The 14,261-nt window shown below is 73.0% G+C and carries 18 protein-coding genes; 12 read left to right on the plus strand and 6 right to left on the minus strand.

What is annotated here, in order from left to right:
• Positions 1 to 12: 12 nt before the first annotated feature.
• Together E1212_RS09255 and E1212_RS09260 are read right to left on the minus strand one after the other, a co-directional pair.
• Positions 13 to 423, minus strand: coding sequence for a VOC family protein (locus E1212_RS09255; protein ID WP_131981576.1), 411 nt, complete (start codon positions 421 to 423; stop codon positions 13 to 15).
• Positions 424 to 428: 5 nt separating this feature from the next.
• Entirely contained in the window at positions 429 to 887 is a 459-nt protein-coding gene (locus E1212_RS09260) for a helix-turn-helix transcriptional regulator (protein WP_131981578.1), read from the minus strand.
• Between the two features lie 227 nt (positions 888 to 1,114).
• Between E1212_RS09260 and E1212_RS09265 the strand changes: the two genes are divergently transcribed.
• The 4 genes from E1212_RS09265 (at position 1,115) to E1212_RS09275 (ending at position 3,243) form a co-directional block, all read left to right on the plus strand.
• Positions 1,115 to 1,621 (plus strand): TetR/AcrR family transcriptional regulator, encoded by a 507-nt coding sequence (locus E1212_RS09265; protein ID WP_131981580.1) that lies wholly within the window; start codon positions 1,115 to 1,117, stop codon positions 1,619 to 1,621.
• 127 nt (positions 1,622 to 1,748) lie between these two features.
• Positions 1,749 to 2,150, plus strand: a complete 402-nt coding sequence (locus E1212_RS29950) for a class I SAM-dependent methyltransferase (RefSeq protein WP_203416693.1) — start codon at positions 1,749 to 1,751, stop codon at positions 2,148 to 2,150.
• Positions 2,147 to 2,422, plus strand: coding sequence for a hypothetical protein (locus E1212_RS29955; protein ID WP_203416695.1), 276 nt, complete (start codon positions 2,147 to 2,149; stop codon positions 2,420 to 2,422). The genes E1212_RS29950 and E1212_RS29955 overlap by 4 nt, the downstream gene beginning before the upstream one ends.
• A complete protein-coding gene (locus tag E1212_RS09275; protein WP_131981582.1) occupies positions 2,419 to 3,243 on the plus strand; it encodes an oxygenase MpaB family protein in 825 nt (274 codons plus the stop codon). The genes E1212_RS29955 and E1212_RS09275 overlap by 4 nt, the downstream gene beginning before the upstream one ends.
• Positions 3,244 to 3,246: 3 nt before the next feature.
• Here E1212_RS09275 and E1212_RS09280 read toward each other — a convergent pair whose 3' ends face one another.
• The 4 genes from E1212_RS09280 to E1212_RS09295 form a co-directional block, all read right to left on the minus strand.
• Positions 3,247 to 3,981 (minus strand): cytochrome b/b6 domain-containing protein, encoded by a 735-nt coding sequence (locus tag E1212_RS09280; RefSeq protein ID WP_131981584.1) that lies wholly within the window; start codon positions 3,979 to 3,981, stop codon positions 3,247 to 3,249.
• Entirely contained in the window at positions 3,971 to 4,345 is a 375-nt protein-coding gene (locus E1212_RS09285; RefSeq protein ID WP_131981586.1) for a DUF4399 domain-containing protein, read from the minus strand. The genes E1212_RS09280 and E1212_RS09285 overlap by 11 nt, the downstream gene beginning before the upstream one ends.
• A gap of 258 nt (positions 4,346 to 4,603) precedes the next feature.
• Positions 4,604 to 6,175, minus strand: a complete 1,572-nt coding sequence (locus E1212_RS09290; RefSeq protein ID WP_131981588.1) for a phytoene desaturase family protein — start codon at positions 6,173 to 6,175, stop codon at positions 4,604 to 4,606.
• A gap of 62 nt (positions 6,176 to 6,237) precedes the next feature.
• Positions 6,238 to 8,424 (minus strand): MMPL family transporter, encoded by a 2,187-nt coding sequence (locus tag E1212_RS09295; RefSeq protein WP_203416697.1) that lies wholly within the window; start codon positions 8,422 to 8,424, stop codon positions 6,238 to 6,240.
• Positions 8,425 to 8,643: 219 nt separating this feature from the next.
• Here E1212_RS09295 and E1212_RS09300 point away from each other — a divergent pair, with 219 nt between their 5' ends.
• From E1212_RS09300 to E1212_RS09335, 8 genes are all read left to right on the plus strand, one after another.
• A complete protein-coding gene (locus E1212_RS09300; protein ID WP_131981592.1) occupies positions 8,644 to 9,165 on the plus strand; it encodes a SigE family RNA polymerase sigma factor in 522 nt (173 codons plus the stop codon).
• Complete coding sequence (locus E1212_RS09305; RefSeq protein ID WP_131981594.1) at positions 9,162 to 10,094, plus strand: hypothetical protein; 933 nt, start codon at positions 9,162 to 9,164, stop codon at positions 10,092 to 10,094. The genes E1212_RS09300 and E1212_RS09305 overlap by 4 nt, the downstream gene beginning before the upstream one ends.
• Positions 10,095 to 10,226: 132 nt before the next feature.
• Entirely contained in the window at positions 10,227 to 10,442 is a 216-nt protein-coding gene (locus tag E1212_RS09310; RefSeq protein WP_131981596.1) for a hypothetical protein, read from the plus strand.
• Positions 10,443 to 10,697: 255 nt separating this feature from the next.
• Positions 10,698 to 11,171, plus strand: coding sequence for a CHRD domain-containing protein (locus E1212_RS09315; RefSeq protein WP_131981598.1), 474 nt, complete (start codon positions 10,698 to 10,700; stop codon positions 11,169 to 11,171).
• 54 nt (positions 11,172 to 11,225) lie between these two features.
• On the plus strand, positions 11,226 to 11,540 hold the full coding sequence (locus tag E1212_RS09320; protein ID WP_131981600.1) for an ArsR/SmtB family transcription factor: 315 nt from the start codon (positions 11,226 to 11,228) through the stop codon (positions 11,538 to 11,540).
• Positions 11,537 to 12,043 (plus strand): SRPBCC family protein, encoded by a 507-nt coding sequence (locus tag E1212_RS09325; protein WP_131981602.1) that lies wholly within the window; start codon positions 11,537 to 11,539, stop codon positions 12,041 to 12,043. The genes E1212_RS09320 and E1212_RS09325 overlap by 4 nt, the downstream gene beginning before the upstream one ends.
• Positions 12,040 to 12,813 (plus strand): SRPBCC family protein, encoded by a 774-nt coding sequence (locus E1212_RS09330; RefSeq protein WP_131981604.1) that lies wholly within the window; start codon positions 12,040 to 12,042, stop codon positions 12,811 to 12,813. The genes E1212_RS09325 and E1212_RS09330 overlap by 4 nt, the downstream gene beginning before the upstream one ends.
• A gap of 165 nt (positions 12,814 to 12,978) precedes the next feature.
• Positions 12,979 to 14,133, plus strand: a complete 1,155-nt coding sequence (locus E1212_RS09335; protein WP_131981606.1) for an alpha/beta hydrolase — start codon at positions 12,979 to 12,981, stop codon at positions 14,131 to 14,133.
• Positions 14,134 to 14,261: the final 128 nt, after the last annotated feature.

Consider the following 14,261-nt stretch of genomic DNA (forward strand, 5'->3'; position numbering starts at 1 on the left):
GTCTCCGTCTTCTCAGGTCAGGTGGTTGATGCGGATCAGGTTGCCGGAGGGGTCGCGGACGGCGGCGTCGCGGACGCCGTACGGCTGGTCGGTCGGCTCCTGAATGATGTCGGCGCCGCTGGCCTCGAGCCGCTCGAACAGGCCGTCGAGGTCGTGCGTGGCCAGGGTGACCGCGCCGAAGCTGCCCTTCGCGATGAGCTCGAGGATGGTGCGGCGCTCGTCGTCGGTGATGCCGGGATCGACGGCCGGCGGGTGCAGGACGAGCGTCGTGCCGCGCTGGTCCGGCGAGCCGACGGTGATCCAGCGCATCCCCTCGTAGTCGACATCGTTGACGACCTCGAAGCCCAGCGCGTCGCGGTAGAAGGCGATGGCGGCCTCGGCATCGGTGTGCGGGAGGAACGCGTGGTAGATGCGGATGTCCATGGCCGTCAGGCTAGTTGCGCCTCCGCGGGCGCGTCACGATTCGGCTCACGGTGTCGCAGCGGCCTGGTGACCTGCTTGGCCAGGCACGGCGGCATGCCGGCGGTCTCGCCGGCCATCTGCTCGCGGTAGGTGCTCGGCGGCACCCCGACCAGCTCGGTGAAGCGGGTGCTGAACGTGCCCAGCGACGAGCAGCCGACCTCGAAGCAGACCTCGGTGACGCTGAGGTCGCCTCGGCGCAGCAGCGCCATGGCCCGCTCGATACGCCGCGTCATCAGATACGAGTACGGCGACTCGCCGAAGACCCGCTTGAACTCGCGGCTCAGGTGGCCCGACGACATGTGCACGCCCCGGGCGAGCGCCTCGACGTCGAGCGGCCGCGCGTACTCGCGGTCCATGCGGTCGCGGACGCGGCGCAGGCGGGCGAGGTCGCTGAGTCGCTGGTCCTCCGTCGGCCGGCTGGTCATGTCCCGAATGGTACGCCGATCGTGCGGGGCCAGATGCTTCGTCATGGGTCGAGCCTGCTCCGGCGCTGCCGGCCCGGGCTTCTCGAATCCTGACCGGTGCCGGTGGCATCGATGACAGCCGCTCTGTCATCGATGCCACGCGGTAGGGTCGTCCCGGTCTGACAGCTTATGTGGGGAGCCATCCGCGTATCCGGAGAGCTCCCTACATATCGACGGACGGACGGGGCATGCGGGCGGACGGGCGGCGCAACCGCGAGGCGCTGGTGACGGCGGCCGCGAAGGCGTTCGCCGAACTCGGGCCCGAGGCGCCGCTCGACGACATCGCCAAGCGCGCCGGCGTCGGCAACGCCACCCTCTACCGCCACTTCCCCACCCGCCGCGACCTGCTGGCCGCCGTCTACGCCGACGAGCTGACGGCGCTGCGCGATTACGCTGAGCTGCTGCGCGAGCAGGAGCCGCCGGCCGATGCGCTGCACGGCTGGCTGCGTGCCCTTGCCGGTCACCTCGCGCACACGAGGGATCTCGCGCTCGCGGCCGACGGCGACTGGTACGGCGTCGTCCATGCGACGGCAGCCGAGCTGCTGGCCGCGGCCCGCCACGACGGCGCGGCACGGACCGACCTGGCCGTCGCCGACCTGCTGGCGCTGGTCCGCGGCGTCGCCCTGACGGCGGACTCCCCCGCCCAGCAGGCCCGTCTGCTGGAGCTCGTGCGGCACGCGGTCGCCGCCGGCTGACGCCTCGGCAGGCCGGCCATTTGGGAACCGGGACGAACCGGACACCGGAACGACGATCAGCCTGGCCGAGGAGACGGCCGGCTTCGCCACGCTGCCGCACGCCGGCGCGCGACTATCGTGGGAAGGGATGACGACTGAGGAGCCCGACGCGGACGCCCGGCGCCTGGCCGCGGTGTCGCTGGCGGCCGACGATCCCACCGGCTGGTTCGAGCACCTCTACGCCGCGGCCGCCGACGGTGCCGCCGTCGTCCCGTGGGACCGCGGCGCCCCGCATCCGCTGCTGGTCGGCTGGCTCGGCGACCGCGACCTCACCGGCGTCCGCGCCCTCGTCGTCGGGTTCGGCCCCGGCTTCGACGCGGAGCTCCTGGCGAACCGCGGCGCGCGGACCACCGCGTTCGACGTCGCCAACAGCGCCGTCACCGCCGCCCGCGCGCGATTCCCCGGCTCCCCGTCAACTACCGCGCCGCGGACCTGCTGGCCCCGCCGGACCAGTGGCGCCAGGCGTTCGACCTGGTCGTCGAGATCATGACGGTGCAGTCGATGCCGCCGGCCTTCCATCCGCCGGCGACGGCGTCCGTGTCGCGCTTCGTGGCGCCCGGCGGAACCCTGCTGGTCGTCGCGACGGCCGCACCCGGCACCCACCCGAACGGCGAGAACGGGCCGCCCTGGCCGCTCACCCGGGCCGAGATCGACGCGTTCGCCCAGGACGGACTCGACACCGTCGCCGTCGAGCACCTGGACGCCGTGCCGCCGTGGCACCGCTGGCGGGCCGAGTTCCACCGAGGAATCGAGAGACCATGAGCGACGATCTCGGCCTGTTCGGACCGGACAGCGTGAGCTGGCGGGTGCATCGCGAGCCGGTGCTGTGGCTGGCCGGGCTCCGGGCGCTCTACCTGCAGGCACTGCACCCGCGCGCCGTCGCCGGCGTCGTCCAGAACGGCGACATCCGGCGCAACTGCTGGCCCCGGCTCATGCGCACCGCCGAGTACGTCGGCACCGTCGTCTACGGCACCACCGAGCAGGCCGAGAAAGCGGGCCGGCGGGTGCGCCGCATCCACGACCGCCTGCGCGCGCACGATCCCGTCACCGGCGAGGAGTTCCGCGTCGACGACCCCCACCTGCTGCGCTGGGTGCACGTCACCGAGGTGGAGTCGTTCGTGTCGACGGCTCGGCGGGCGCGCATCGGGCTCACCGACGCCGACGTCGACCGCTACTACGCCGAGCAGACCCGCGCCGCGGCGCTCGTCGGGCTCGATCCCGCCACCGTCCCGGCCGGCGCCGCTGAGGTCGACGAGTTCTACCGGTCGATCCGCCCCGAGCTGGCGCTCACGGCCGAGGCCCGCGACGTCGCCCGGTTCCTCACCATGCCGCCGATGCCCGGCCGGGTGGTCGCGCTCGGCCGCCCCGCCTGGCTGGGGGTCGCGACGGCGGGGTTCGCGCTGCTCCCCCGCTGGGCGCGGCGGCTGTACCGGCTGCCCGGCCTGCCGACGACGGACGTCGCCGCGTCGCTCACCGTCCTGGGACTGCGCGGCGTGGTCAACGCGCTGCCCGTGCGCGACGGCCCGATCTACCGCGACGCGCTGCGCCGGGCCGAGCAGGCGCGCGGCCAGGTCGCCGCCTGATCCTCAATGAAACCGCGCCTGCCGCGGCTCGTCGTCCTCGCCCGGGCCGTCCACGCCTTCATCCTCGACAGCGCTCGCAGCGGCGTCGGTGCGCTCGAGCCAGCCCGGCCAGACCCGCGCGGCGTCGCGGCGGCGCAGCCGGCCGCCCAGGTGCATGGCCCGCCACACCCCGCGGTAGCCGGGCAGGATGCCGGACGCGATCAGGACGTGCCCCACGATCACCGGCGTGAACAGGTACGTCGCCCAGCGGTGCAGGCGGTTGAACCAGACGAACGCCGGCCCGCCCGACACCGACCACAGCCCGATGCCGGTCACGATCAGCACCAGCAGCAGGACGATCAATGCGAGATTCGCCAGCCGCTGGCCCGGGTCGAAGTGCCCTTCATGACGGGCGAACCGCCCGGTGACGACGGCCCGCGGCCAGTGCGCGAACCAGCGCACGTCGGCCCGCCGGAACCGCACCGAGTCCGTCAGCAGCGTCCGCGCCGCCCGCCAGCCGGCCACAGCGCCGAGCACCGCGACCCCGGTGAAGACCCACCCGATCGTGGTGTGCAGCTCCGCGTCCGACTGCCCGGTCAGCTCCGACAGCGGGCTCGGCCGGCCCTCCTGGCCGAGTGTCAGCCACCAGCCGGTGAGCAGCAACACCAGCACCGTCGTGGAGACGGCGGCGTGCAGCCAGCGGGTGCGGGCGTTGTTGCGCTCGACGGTCGGCCGCGGCGTGCCGGGCTCAGTAGTCATAGTCCGGTGGTTCCTCGGACTCGTCGTTCTCGTCGTCGGACGGGGAGCCGCCCGAGCCCGCCTCCCCCACGGTGACCGTGATCTCGGCGTCGGCGCCCGCCGCGGAGTGGTCGGCGTTGCGCAGCGAGACGTTCAGCGTGTGCTCGCCCGGCTCCAGTCCCTCCAGAGCCGGCGAGTCGGCGGTGATCTCGTGCTCCTCGCCGTTGCCGGATTCGATCACCTCATAGGAACTGTCGTCGCCGTCGAAATAGACGTGGACGTGATGATTCCCGGTGTCGGTCGGGCCGAGTTCCTCACTGGAATCGACGACGAGCGTGAACGGCACGCCGATCTCGGCGCCGCCCGCCGGCTCGACGATCTCCACGGACGGTCCGCCACCCCCTTCGGACGCGGTACTCGTGTCATCGTCGCCGCCACACGCTGCGAGAACGAGCGCAAGCGCGAAGCTGGACACCATCAAGGGTCTGGACATGATCCCTCTCCTTCCGTCGTTCGGCGTTCTTTCTGGAATACGCCGCCGCGGACCGGAGGGATTGACGTGGAATCAGGTCAATCCTTGTGCGGGCGCCAACCGTATAACACAGTGGGACGTCCCACTCCAGCGCCTATGCATTGGTACTAGTCACAACGGGGATGGGGTCTCCAGCACGGCCATGGCGGCCGCTCGGCCCGGGATGGCGCTGACTCCCCCGCCGCGCCGGGCGCCGGCGCCGCACAGCAGCACCCGCGGATGGGCGGTCTCGACGCCCCAGCGGCCCACCTCGTCGGGCGACTCGGCGAACGGCCACGACAGGTCGCGGTGGAAGATGTGCCCGCCAGGCAGGCCGACCGACGCCTCGAGGTCGACGGGGGTGCGGGCGTCCAGGCAGGGCCGGCCATCGGCGTCGACGGCGAGGCAGTCCTCGATCGGCTCGGCGAGCACGGAGTTCAGCGAGGCCAGCGTGGCCTTCACGGCCGCCGTCCGGGACCCCTCGTTGTCGGCGCGGAACAGCCGGGCCGGCTGGTGCAGGCCGAACAGCGTGATCGTGTGCGCGCCCGCCTCCTGCAGCGACGGCCCGAGGATCGACGGGTCGGTCAGCGAGTGGCAGTAGATCTCGCACGGCGGCAGGTCGGGCACCGCGCCGGCCGCGGCCTGCGCGTATGCCGTCTCGAGCTGCGTCAGCGACTCGTTGACGTGGAAGGTGCCGCTGAACGCGGCCACCGGGTCGACGTCGGAGCGCAGCCGCGGCAGCCGGGTCAGCAGCAGGTTGATCTTCAACTGCGCGCCCTCGGGCTCATCCCACGGCGACGGAGGCGCCCCGCCCAGCAGCCGGGCCAGCGTCGACGGCGCACACCCGGCCAGGACGTGCCCCGCACCCACCCGCCGGCTGACGCCGTCGCCGTCGGTGAACTCCACCTCGCCGGTCGCGGGGTCGACGGCGGTGACCGTCGCCCGGGTGACGACGGCGGCACCGGCGGCCACCGCCGCGTCGCGCAGGGCGCCGCTGACCGCTCCCATGCCGCCGACCGGGACGTCCCAGTCGCCGGTGCCGTTGCCGATGACGTGGTACAGGAAGCACCGGTTCTGCCGCAGCGACGGCTCGTCGACGGCGGCGAAGGTGCCGATCAGCGCGTCGGTGAGGACGACGCCCTGCACTGTGTCGTCGGCGAAGGTGTCGCGGACCACCGTCCCGACCGGCTCCTCGAACAGCGCCCGCCAGGCCCTTTCACCGACCGCCGACCGGACCTCCGCCGCCGGCAGCAGCGGCTGCGTCAGCGTGGGCGCCAGGCGGCGCGCCACCTCGCCGGTCATGGCGTAGAACCGCGACCACGCGTCGTGGTCGGCGGCCGCGCCGAGCGACCCGAACGACGCCCGCGTCGCGGCCGCGGATCCCGTGTCGACCAGCAGCCCGCCGTCGCCGACCGGCGTGTACGACGAATACCGGCGCCGCCGCAGCGTGATCGGCAGCGCGAGCTCGTCGACGATCTGCCGGGGCAGCAGCGACACCAGGTACGAGTAGCGCGACAGCCGGGCGTCGACGCCGGGGAACGGCCGCTCCGAGACGGCCGCTCCCCCGACGTGGTCGAGCCGTTCCAGGACCAGCACGCTGCGCCCGGCCCGGGCGAGGTAGGCGGCGGCGGTGAGGCCGTTGTGCCCGCCGCCCACCACGACGGCGTCGTACCGGGCCCGCAAGGTCGAGAGATCGTCAGCCATGCCGGCCATCCTCACGCGAACCCCGCCTCCGCGGCCACCCGGGACCGCCGTCAGCCAGAGCATCAGCCGACCGGCGTCAGCTCGCGGTCCGCGGCGGGAACCGGCCGCGACCGGCGCAGCCACCGCGGCGCCCACCAGTTCGCGTTCCCGAGCAGCGCCATCAGCGACGGCAGCACGACCGCCCGGATCACGACCGCGTCGATGAGGACGGCGACGGCGAGCCCGACGCCCATCTGCTTCATCTCGATGACGCGCATGGCCGCGAACAGCCCGAACACCGCGACCATGACAAGGGCGGCGCTGGTGACGGTGCCGGCCGAGCTGGTGATGCCCTCGCGGACGGCGGCCCGGATCGGCAGCCCGCGGTCGGCGGCCTCGCGGATCCGGCTGACGACGAACACGTGGTAGTCCATCGACAGGCCGAACAGGATCACGAACAGGAACAGCGGGATCCAGACCACCACGGACCCCGTCGACGTGAAGTCCAGCAGGCCCTCGGCCCACGAGTACTGGAACACCAGCGCCAGCACGCCGAACGCCGCCACCGTCGACAGCAGGTTGACGACGACCGTCGTGAGGCCGACGACCACGGAGCGGAACGTCACCGTCATCATGACGAAGGCCAGGCCGAGCACGAACGCGATGATCCACGGCAGCTTGCTCGAGAGGTTGTCGTTGTAGTCGACGCCGCCGGCGACGTCCCCGGTGACCGCCGTCGTGGCATCCGGCAGGGCGCCCGTCGTCGCCGGGATGAGCTCGCCGCGCAGCACGTCCAGCGAGTGCGCGGCCTCGTCGGTGTCCGGCCCGAACGGCACGCCCACCGTCAGCGAGCTGAACCGGCCGTCGTCGGACTGCGCGATGACCGGCTCCTGGTCGTGGGCGAAGTTCTTGTCGGCGCCGGTGCGGGCAGCCAGGTCCTCGAGGGCCGCGCGGACACGGCCGGCCTCCCCTGCCGGCGCCTCGACGACGACGGTGTGCGCGGCGCCCGTGCTCGGGAACGCCTCGACCAGGCGGTCGTAGCTCCGCATCACCGGCAGACTGCGCGGGAACGACTCCTCGCCGGGGTCGGTGAGCCGCAGGTTCAGGGCGGGCGCGGCCAGCGCGAGCAGCGCCAGGACCGAGACGACCAGCGTGGCCGCCGGGTGGCGCAGTGCCGGGCGCAGGACGGCCGGCCAGAACCGCGGCGGCCGCTGCTGGTTCGTCAGCCGCCACACGAACGGGACGCGCGGGCGGTCGATTCGGTGCCCGAGCTTCGCCAGCAGCGCCGGCAGCACCGTCAGCGACCCGATGACGGCGATGGCGACGACGAGGATCGCGCCGGTGGCCATCGAGGCGAAGTTGACGTCCGCGGCCAGGTAGAGCCCGGCCATCGACACCGCGACGGCCAGCCCGGACACCACGACGGAGTGGCCGGAGGTCGCGGCCGCGATCTCCACGGCCTCGAGCGTGCCGCGCCCCTTGGCCCGTTCCTCGCGCTCGCGGCGCAGGTAGAACAGCGAGTAGTCGACACCGACCGCCATGCCGATCAGCAGCACCAGGTGGGTGACGGTGCCGCCGTCGGGCACCGCGTGCGACGCCAGCGCGTAGAGCCCGATGGCCGACCCGACCGACGAGATCGCCAGCAGCACCGGCACCCCGGCCGCGAGGACCGCGCCGAACGCCACCAGCAGCACGATCAGCGTGATCGGCAGGCTCAGCATCGCGATCGTGCCGAGGTCCTCCTCGAGCAGCGCGAAGAAGCCCTTCATGACCGACGCCTCACCGGCCTGCTCGACCAGCAGGTCCGGATGGTCCTCCTGCACGCCGGCGGTGACGTCGAGCAGCGCCTGGACGTCCTCCTCGGCCTGCTCCTCGTCGCCGGTCATGGTGACGGGGACGGTGACGGCGCCGCCGTCGGGCGAGGTGACGGGATCGCCGACGGCGTCGACCTCGGGCAGAGCGGCCATCCGGTCCGCGATCTCCGTAGCCGCCGAGTCGGCGCCGGCACCGGCCGGGGTGATGAGCACGTTCTCGGTGATCTGCGACTCCAGGCCGCCCTCGTCGAGCATGCGGTCGGCCCGGCCGGACTCGCCGATGCCGAGGTCGAGCTGGCTGGCCTGCTGGATGCCGGCCACGCTCATCGCGGCCAGGCACAGGACCACGAACGCGAACCAGCCGCCGATCGCACGGCCGGGGTGGGTCGCGCTCCAGCGCGCGATGCGGACGGTGACGGGTGGTCGGGAGTAGCGGGAGCTGGTGGTGTGAGACACCGGGCGGCCCTCCGGGCAGCTGATCGACAGGTCGCCACCCATGCTTCTCGCGCCCGGCACCACCCACATTGGTGCCAGGTACCGGCTCGGGGTGGGGCTATCCCCCGGCCGTGTCCTCGGGTTCGTCCGCCGGGTTCGTCCGCCGGCGGCGACAACCGGATGCCTGCGAGCTCCGTCTAGGGGGTGACAGGATGAAGAGGCCGCTCGAGGGAGTGTGGTGTGAGCAGACGTCAAGCGCGAGCTGACGAGTTCGTGACGTACGTCGATGCCCGGCGGAGCTACCTGCGCCGCGTCGCCTACCTCGTGTGCGGAGACTGGCACGCCGCCGAGGACCTGGTGCAGACCGCGCTGATCAAGCTGTACGCGGCCTGGCCCCGGATCCACACCGACGGCGCCGAGGACGCCTACGTCCGCCGGATCATCGTGCGGGCGCACCTCGACGAGCGGCGCCGGCCGTGGCGCCGCGAACGGGTCGGGCTCGACGGTGTCGACGCCGCCGAGCCCGAGACGCTCTCGTTCGAGGACAACGACGCGCTCCTCGCCGCGCTCAAGACCCTGCCCCAGCGGCAGCGCGCGACCATCGTGCTGCGGTACTGGGTCGGGCTCTCCGTGGAGGAGGCGGCCGACGACCTCGGCTGCACCACGGGCACGGTGAAGAGCCAGACCTCGCGGGCGATGGCCAGCCTGCGGGCCTCCCTGTCGACCGATGACGTGACGACGACCGAGAGGCGATCGAGATGATCGAGGACGACGAGCTGCGCAGGCAGTTCGACAGGGTGGGGTTCGCCGGCGAGCCGCCGATGGGCTCCACCGCGACGGATGACCTGGTGCGCGGACGGCGCCACCTGCGCCGCCGCCGCATCGCGACCCTGGGCGGCGGCGCGCTGGGCGTGGCCGCGGCCGGGGTGGGCGTGGCGCTGCTGCTGCCCGGCTTCGGTCCGGCGGCGTCGAGCGACCTGGACGTGGCCGGCGCCGGCCCGGCACCTGTGGAGGTCACCGACGAGACGGCACCCGCCACCCACGAGACCGGGGTGCCGTCCCAGGAGCCGTCCCAGGAGCCGACCGTGGACGACGAATACCAGCTGGGCTTCCCGCTGACCAGGCAACTGCTGCTGGACACCGCCGTCGAGCACCTCGACCCGGCGCACGAGCACCTACCGGCCGAGAGCACCGGCCTCACCGGTGGCGGGACGAACGTCGGCACCAAGCTCGAGTGGCTCGTCGACGGCGACGACGGCATGGGCTTGGTCCAAGTTGCGGTCACTGGGCCGGGATACGCCGACGAGTACGAGTTCGCGCGCCAGGACTTCGCCGCCAACATCGGCTGCGAGATCGACACCGACCGGTGTATCGAGCAGCCGATCCCCGGCACCGACGAGACCGCACTGGTCGGCGCGGCGAATCCCGACACGCACCTGCTGTTCAGCATCGTCTACGAGCGGGCCGACGGCTCCTTCGTCGGCATCGCGGTGAGCGACCTCTTCGGCAACAACAGCCTCATCCCGCTGGCGGAGATGGACGTGTCGCTGGAGCAGGGGTTCGCCTTTGTCACCGACCCCGACCTCGCGCTCGCTCCGGGCGAGTCGGCCGAGGATTACGACGTCCTCCGCCCGGGCGAACGGGAGGACGGGAGCATCCCCGAGGGCACGTCCGAGGAGCCCGTCGACTAGTGCCGTAACGACGCGGTGCCGGCTGCCCCACGCTCATGGCGTAGGACAGCCGGCACCGCGTGTCTGAACTGCAGGACGACGGATCGCGAGGGTGCGCGGTCCTAGTCGTCCCAGCCCGTACCGAGCGAGCTCATGGCCCAGGCAGGATCGCCCATCTGGGTGCCGCCGCCGATCTGCATGATCTGGTTCCCGTCGCGTTCGATCGGCCGCACCAGCCAGCTGTGGTTCTGTGCGTTCCAGGTCAACACGTACTCCGTGTCCCGGCGCAACATCGTGATCCTCCTGCTCCTCGCCGCCCGGCCGGGCCGCGATCCGTCGGTACCTGAGCTCGCCCACTACTTCGGCTAGATCCTCGAATGATCTCCCGATGATGCCGGGCCCGCAACGCGAACGACCACCGCCACGCCGCGTTTCGCCTGGTCGGCCCCCAGGTGGTGACTCTGAAACGCAAATTTCGTCCGTTCGGTGGTGGCGTGGCCTGACCGAACGGCCGATGCCGCGCGCAGGTGGTCCGCACCCCACGGCATCCTTTCGGCGATCACCTTCGTAGAAGGACGGGACGGCTCAGCCGGCCGTTCCGCCATCTCGGTCGGAAGGAGCATCATGCGCAACGTGCTGACCCGCTCGGCGATCCTCGTCACGGTCGCCGCCACCGCGCTCGTCGCGGGCGCCGCACCCGCATCCTCCAGCGGTCCGCGCATCACGCCGCTCGTCACCGTTCTCACCGGCGCACAGGAAGTGCCCGGACCGGGCGACGCCGACGGCCGCGGCGCGTTCGCCGGAGTCATCAAGGGCGACACGCTCTGCTACGCCCTCCTCGCCACCCGCATCGACCCGGCGACTGCGGCGCACATCCACGTCGGCGCGGCCGGCGTGGCCGGCCCGATCGTCGTGGGTCTGAACACGCCGAACCGCACCAGCCACGGCTGCATCACGGCCGTGCCGGACGCGCAGAACACCACCATGACGCTGTCGGAGAGCGAACTGGCCGCCCTCGTCGCCAACCCGAGCGCCTACTACGTCAACGTCCACAACGCGCCGCACCCGGCCGGAGCGGTTCGCGGCCAGTTCCGCTGACCCATCCTTACATGCCGTTGACGGTATATAGCTGAGCAGCTATGCTCGGGTGGCATGCCGTCCGAACCGTTCGTCGTGCTCGCCGATCCGGCCAGGCGGCGCATCCTGGACCTGCTCCGGGAGCGTCCCCGGCTGGTCGGCGAGCTGACCGAGGCGATCGGGCTCTCGCAGCCCGGCACGTCCAAACACCTGCGCGTGCTGCGCGAGGCCGGGCTGGTCACCGTCCGCCCCGAGGCGCAACGGCGCTGGTACGAGCTGCGCCCTCAGCCGCTGGCCGAGATCGACGCCTGGCTCGCGCCGTACCGCTGGATGTGGGCCGAGCGCTTCGACGCCCTCGAGCGCCACCTCGACACCATGGGCGACGCATGACGGCGCCCGGCAGCGTGCGGCGGGTCGGCGGCGGACGGGTCGAGATCCGGTTCGAGCGACGTCTCTCTCATGCGCCGGCGAAGGTCTGGCGGGCCCTCACCGACCCCGCCGAGCTGCGCGGCTGGCGCTTCCCGGCCGTCGTGTCGCTCGATCCGACGCCCGGCGCGATCCTGTACTTCCACCCCACGGACGAGCAGCGCGAGCGCTTCGGTGTCGCGCCGGAACCCGTCACCGGCCGCATGATCGCGGCCGATCCGCCCCGGCTGCTCGAGTACACCTGGGGCACCGAGACGCTGCGGTGGGAGCTGACGCCCGACGGCGACGGCTGCCGGCTGGTCTTCGTCAACACCATCGACGACGACGGCGCCGGCCCGGCCGTTGCGGGCGGCTGGCACGCCGGGCTCGACCTGCTCGAGGCGGCCCTCGCCGGCCGGGGCATCGACACCGACGACGCGTGGCAACGCGCCGCCGACCTGCAGACACAGTACGAGGAGCAGTCATGACCGAGACCCTGCACACCGACGGCGACCGCACGGTCCTGCACATGGAGCGCCGGTTCGGGCATCCGAGCGCCCAGGTGTGGCGCGCGCTGACCGAGCCCGACCACCTGAGCCGGTGGTTCCCGTCCCGCGCCGAGTTCGACCCGGTCGTCGGCAGCGGCGTCCGCTTCGACATGGACGGCGAGCGGTTCGACGGCCGTGTCACCGAGGCCGAGCCGGGCCGCGTGCTGGCCTTCACCTGGGGCGACGACCTCCTGCGCTTCGAACTCCACGACGACGGCGACGGCTGCCGGCTGGTGTTCACGCACACGTTCACCGACCGGTACGGTGCCGCCAGCTTCGCCTCCGGCTGGGCGCAGTGCTTCGTCGCCCTGACGGAAGTACTCGACGGCGCGCCCGTCACCGCCGCCTCGCCGTCGGCCGCCCAGCACGACGCCTATGTCGAGCAGTTCGGCCTCGCCGCCGGCGTGATCTCGACCGGTGACGACGGCGGCCGGCGGGTCCGGTTCGAGCGGCAGCTCACCGCCCCGGCCGAGGCCGCCTGGCCGGTCGTCGAACGACTCGCCGGGGTGGCGCCGGACGACGTGCTGGAGCGGGACGAGCCGAAGCTGCTCGCCTACGCCGCGCCCGACGGCGCCCGCGTGCGCTGGGAGCTCGGCGAGGGCACCGGCCACGGCGCCCGTCTGGTCCTCACCGTCAGCGGCGACCCCGGCGTCGACGACCCGGCGTGGGCCGGCCGCGTCGCAGAGCTCGCCCGCGAACTCCGCTCCTGACGCGCGCCGGCCGCGTTGATCATGGAGAAGTCGGGGCTTCCCGCGGCTGGGAAGCCCGACTTCTCCGTGATCAATGTGGGTCGGGGCGGCGCCGGACGGATCCTCATGGGCGGCTGGTGACTTCCGTCATGGGTGCGCCGGAGGCGATCTTCCTAGCGTGGCGGCATGCCCTACGGATACCTCACCTCGACCGTCCTGCTCGCCCTCGGCACTCTGGCGGCACTCGTTTCCGTGCCGCGCCGCTACCCCGTCGTCGGCACGCTGGGGTTCGTCGCAGGGCTGGTGGTCAACGAGCTGCCGTTCCTGGCGATGTTCTGGCTGGCCGCGTCGACGGCACTGGCGTTCGTCGAGGGTGACATCGCGGGCGCGGGCGCCTGGGCGGCCGTCGGGGTCGCCGGACTGACGGCGGCCGGGCTGGTCGTCGTCGCACGGCAGTCCCTGAGCGCGCCGGGGGTCGTCCGGGCGGCATTGGCCGAGGCCTTCGGTGATGTCCCTGCCGACGCCGTCCGCGCGATTCCCTGGGCCTCGATCCTGCTGCGGCCGCTCTGGGTGCACCGCCGCGACGTCGCCCGGACCCGCAACGTCCCGTATGGCGACGCCGGCCGCCGGAACCGGCTCGACGTCTATCGTTCCCGCGCGCGAAGCGCCGCCGGCCCGGCGCCCGTGGTCGTCTACCTCCACGGCGGCGGCTACTTCAGTGGGAGCAAGAGCCGCGAGGGTCGCCTCATGCTGTACCGCCTGGCCGCGCGGGGCTGGGTCGGCGTGAGCGCCACCTACCGGCTGCGGCCCCGCGCCACCTTCGCCGACCACCTCGCCGACGTCGAGCGTGTCCTCGCCTGGGTGCGCGAGCACATCGCCGAGCACGGCGGCGACCCGGACCGCGTCGTCCTCGCGGGCAGCTCGGCCGGTGCGCACCTGGCGTCGATCGCCGCGCTGACGCCGCGCCCGGCGACGGAGCGGAGGCCGCTGGCGGCGGTCTGCCTCTACGGCTACTACGGGTACTACTACGGCATGGGTCCGGCCGAGCTCCCGGTGTCGTCGCCGCTCGGGTACGCCGCCGACGTGGCGCCGCCGGTGTTCGTGGCGCACGGCGACCGCGACCCGCTGGTGCCGGTCGAGGCGGCCCGCGAGCTCGTCGCCCACCTGCGGGCGGCATCGCCGAACCCCGTGGTGTACGCCGAGCTCCCGGGCGCGCAGCACGCGTTCGACCTGTACCACTCGGTCCGGCACGAGGCCGTCGTCGACGGCGTCGAGGCGTTCGTCGCCCGCGTGCTCGCGTCGGTCACCGCGGGGCCGGCCGTGTCTCGACGGCCGGGTTGAGCGCGAGCCACGGCCGCGGGTGGGCCGCACGGGCGGCCGCTCCGGTCCCGCTCCAGCAGCGCCCGCCACCCGCGGCCCGGGTGGGCCGCGGGTCAGGCACCCGCGCCGCCGTGGTGAGCGGATCCGAG

This window comes from Jiangella ureilytica, from assembly GCF_004348545.1.
Classification (GTDB): Bacteria; Actinomycetota; Actinomycetes; order Jiangellales; family Jiangellaceae; genus Jiangella; species Jiangella ureilytica.

Excerpts from the sequence above, each read along its gene's own strand:
- E1212_RS09320 (WP_131981600.1), top strand. The coding sequence starts at position 11,226 with ATGCCGTCCGAACCGTTCGTCGTGCTCGCCGATCCGGCCAGGCGGCGC.
- E1212_RS09290 (WP_131981588.1), bottom strand. The coding sequence starts at position 6,175 with ATGGCTGACGATCTCTCGACCTTGCGGGCCCGGTACGACGCCGTCGTG.
- E1212_RS09325 (WP_131981602.1), top strand. The coding sequence starts at position 11,537 with ATGACGGCGCCCGGCAGCGTGCGGCGGGTCGGCGGCGGACGGGTCGAG.
- E1212_RS09260 (WP_131981578.1), bottom strand. The coding sequence starts at position 887 with ATGACCAGCCGGCCGACGGAGGACCAGCGACTCAGCGACCTCGCCCGC.
- E1212_RS09275 (WP_131981582.1), top strand. The coding sequence starts at position 2,419 with ATGAGCGACGATCTCGGCCTGTTCGGACCGGACAGCGTGAGCTGGCGG.
- E1212_RS09265 (WP_131981580.1), top strand. The coding sequence starts at position 1,115 with ATGCGGGCGGACGGGCGGCGCAACCGCGAGGCGCTGGTGACGGCGGCC.
- E1212_RS09255 (WP_131981576.1), bottom strand. The coding sequence starts at position 423 with ATGGACATCCGCATCTACCACGCGTTCCTCCCGCACACCGATGCCGAG.
- E1212_RS09305 (WP_131981594.1), top strand. The coding sequence starts at position 9,162 with ATGATCGAGGACGACGAGCTGCGCAGGCAGTTCGACAGGGTGGGGTTC.
- E1212_RS09315 (WP_131981598.1), top strand. The coding sequence starts at position 10,698 with ATGCGCAACGTGCTGACCCGCTCGGCGATCCTCGTCACGGTCGCCGCC.
- E1212_RS09310 (WP_131981596.1), top strand. The coding sequence starts at position 10,227 with ATGGCCCAGGCAGGATCGCCCATCTGGGTGCCGCCGCCGATCTGCATG.
- E1212_RS09280 (WP_131981584.1), bottom strand. The coding sequence starts at position 3,981 with ATGACTACTGAGCCCGGCACGCCGCGGCCGACCGTCGAGCGCAACAAC.
- E1212_RS29950 (WP_203416693.1), top strand. The coding sequence starts at position 1,749 with ATGACGACTGAGGAGCCCGACGCGGACGCCCGGCGCCTGGCCGCGGTG.
- E1212_RS09335 (WP_131981606.1), top strand. The coding sequence starts at position 12,979 with ATGCCCTACGGATACCTCACCTCGACCGTCCTGCTCGCCCTCGGCACT.
- E1212_RS29955 (WP_203416695.1), top strand. The coding sequence starts at position 2,147 with ATGACGGTGCAGTCGATGCCGCCGGCCTTCCATCCGCCGGCGACGGCG.
- E1212_RS09330 (WP_131981604.1), top strand. The coding sequence starts at position 12,040 with ATGACCGAGACCCTGCACACCGACGGCGACCGCACGGTCCTGCACATG.